Origin of the sequence: Sphingomonas sp. ERG5 (assembly GCF_000803065.1) — a bacterium.
Taxonomy (GTDB): domain Bacteria; phylum Pseudomonadota; class Alphaproteobacteria; order Sphingomonadales; family Sphingomonadaceae; genus Sphingomonas.
In genome coordinates this window covers 1-2762 of record NZ_JSXI01000086.1, presented here as the reverse complement: position 1 = coordinate 2762, position 2762 = coordinate 1, and the positions used below count along the sequence as shown (strand labels likewise).

4 protein-coding genes are annotated in these 2762 nt (G+C 65.4%); all 4 read left to right on the top strand.

Features of this window, described 5'->3' with window-relative positions; all coding sequences use genetic code 11:
- Nucleotides 1–94 precede the first annotated feature (94 nt).
- The 4 genes from tnpA to OO12_RS26570 all read left to right on the top strand — a co-directional run bounded on the left by tnpA (nucleotide 95) and on the right by OO12_RS26570 (nucleotide 2726).
- Entirely contained in the window at nucleotides 95–445 is a 351-nt protein-coding gene (gene tnpA, locus OO12_RS26585) for an IS66-like element accessory protein TnpA (protein ID WP_034161730.1), read from the top strand.
- Entirely contained in the window at nucleotides 442–789 is a 348-nt protein-coding gene (gene tnpB, locus OO12_RS26580; RefSeq protein WP_034161729.1) for an IS66 family insertion sequence element accessory protein TnpB, read from the top strand. The genes tnpA and tnpB overlap by 4 nt, the downstream gene beginning before the upstream one ends.
- 72 nt (nucleotides 790–861) lie before the next feature.
- Nucleotides 862–2505 carry an IS66 family transposase gene (gene tnpC, locus OO12_RS26575; protein WP_034161728.1) on the top strand — a complete coding sequence of 548 codons (1644 nt, stop codon included), beginning with the start codon at nucleotides 862–864 and terminating at the stop codon, nucleotides 2503–2505.
- Entirely contained in the window at nucleotides 2466–2726 is a 261-nt protein-coding gene (locus OO12_RS26570; protein WP_200887571.1) for a hypothetical protein, read from the top strand. The genes tnpC and OO12_RS26570 overlap by 40 nt, the downstream gene beginning before the upstream one ends.
- Nucleotides 2727–2762: the final 36 nt, after the last annotated feature.

Here is a 2762-nt window from a genome sequence, read left to right as displayed (position 1 = left end):
GTACCCCTCCGGTGGGGACCGCCTTGTCTGATCGGCGGCCGGGCTTGAAGCTGCACTCGTAAGGAGAGCTTATGAGCGCTGATAGCTGCACAGCATGACCCAGGTGACCTTGATGACGGGGCCGGAGCGACGGCGCCGATGGAGTGATCAGGAGCAGCGCGAGATCCTGGCGGCCGCGTTTTCGCCCGGCGCGGTCGTGTCGGATGTATCGCGTCGGTTCGATGTCTCGACCAGCCTGATCTACAAGTGGCGGCGCCAGCTGGTCGAGGCGCGCGCGGCATCCTCGTTCGTCCCGGCAGTGATGATCGACGAGGTAGCGCCGCCCGAGAGAGCGGTGGGGCCGGAGCCGGCGATCGTTGTCGAGCTGGCCGGTGGAACGCGGGTGAAGATCAGTACCGACGCATCGTCATCAGCTATTTCCGCGACGTTGCGCGCGCTGCGATGATCCCGTTCCCATCGGGCGTCCGGGTTTGGATCGCCAGCGGCCATACAGATATGAGGAAGGGCATGCAGGGCCTGGCGCTGCTGGTGCAGCAGCACCTGCACCGGGACCCGCATGCGGGCGATCTCTACGTATTTCGTGGTCGCGCCGGCGGGCTGGTCAAGATCATCTGGCACGACGGGATCGGCATGTCGCTCTATGCCAAGCGGCTGGAGCGCGGGCGGTTCATTTGGCCATCGGTCGACGGTGGAACGGTGGCTCTGACGGCTGCGCAGCTGGGGTATATGCTGGAAGGGATCGACTGGCGTAATCCTCAACATAGCTGGCGGCCGGCGAGCGCCGGATAGGTTTCCATTTTTCTTCGTCGACCGTGTATTTTTCACGTTTCAAGCAGCCCATTTTGTGATTCTATCGTCGCCATGGTCGCTGCCGTTTCGCCCGGTTCTGACGATGTCGCCGCCCTTCGGGCGGCGCTGATCGCGGCCGAAGCGCGGGCCGATCTGGCCGAGGCAGAACTGGCCTGCGCACGGGCCAGCGCATCCGCCGATCAGGCGCAGATCGCGCATCTGAAGCTGCAGATCGCCAAGCTCCAACGCAACCGTTTTGGCCCACACGCCGAGCGCACCCGCCGCCTTCTCGATCAGCTCGAGCTGCAGCTCGAAGAGCTCGAGGCATCGGCAAGTGAGGATGAGCTCGCCGCCGAGGTCGCCGCGGCCAGGACCACGACGGTCACGGCGTTCACCCGCGCACGCCCATCCCGCAAGCCGTTCCCCGAGCACCTGCCGCGCGAGCGCGTCGTCATCCCGGCACCGTGCGCCTGCTCCACATGCGGCGGTCACCGGCTGTCGAAGCTGGGTGAGGATATCACCGAGACGCTCGAGGTGATCCCGCGGCAGTGGAAGGTGATCCAGCATGTCCGGGAGAAGTTCTCCTGTCGGGATTGCGAAGCGATCAGCCAGCCGCCGGCACCGTTCCACGTCGTGCCGCGCGGCTGGGCCGGCCCCAACTTCCTGGCCATGCTGCTGTTCGAGAAGTTCGGCGCCCACCAGCCGCTCAACCGCCAGGCCGAGCGCTATGCCCGCGAGGGCGTGCCGCTCAGCCTGTCGACGCTCGCCGATCAGGTCGGTGCCGGCGCTGCGGCACTGATGCCGATCTTCAGGCGTATCGAACAACATGTGCTGGCCGCCGAACGATTGCACGGCGACGATACCACCGTGCCAGTCCTCGCCAGAGGCAAGACCGATACTGGGCGACTATGGGTTTACGTCCGCGACGACCAACCGTTTGCCGGACCGGCGCCGCCGGCCGCACTGTTCCACTACTCGCGCGATCGGCGTGGCGAGCACCCCCAGACGCATCTCGCTGCGTGGTCAGGTATTCTGCAGGCCGACGCCTATGGCGGATATGGTGAGCTCTATGCGGCCAGGCGACCGACCGGTCCTGCCTTCGAAGCCGCCTGCTGGGCCCATGCCCGTCGCAAGTTCTTCGAGCTGGCCGATGTCGAAGGCGCGGCGCGCAAGAAGGCGCGCGGCGAGAAGAGTGGGCTGGTCTATCCTTTGGCGCTGGAGGCGATCCAACGCTTCGACGCGCTGTTCGCCATCGAGCGCGAGTTGAACGGACGGCCCGCCGCCGATCGTCAGATCGCCCGTCAGGAGCAGAGCGCCCCGCTGGTCACCGAGCTTGAGAGCTGGTTGCGTGACAACCGGGAGAAGCTGAGCCGCGGCCATGATCTGACCAAGGCCATCAACTACATGCTTCGCCGTTGGCCATCGTTCGCCCGGTTCCTCGATGATGGCCGCATCTGCCTGTCGAACAACGCAGCAGAGCGCGCGTTGCGCTGCGTCGCCCTGGGTCGCAAGGCGTGGCTGTTCTGCGGTTCCGACCGGGGCGGCCAACGCGCCGCCATCCTATACAGCCTCATCGTCACTGCACGGATGAACAACGTGGATCCGCAGGCCTGGCTGGCCGATGTTCTCGCGCGTATCGCACAGCAACCATCCCGGCAGCTCGACGATCTGCTCCCATGGAACTGGAGCCCGGTCAGCGTCGCCATGGCCGCCTGACGGTGCAGGTCAACAAGATCCACCACATCAAAACCATCGCCCTGGTCGCCCAGGAACTGGGCGAACACGAGGACTGGCTGTTCGACATCGTCGACGAGATGGAACCCGAAGACGGCGTGATCTGGGTGTACGACGTCGCCCACCCTGACGGCATCATCGCGTTCTCCGACTTCGGTATCGAAAACCTCGAAAACCTCATCGCCATTCATCGCGGCCGGTAGGATCGATCGCCGTCGCGGCCCTCACCGGATGGGTAC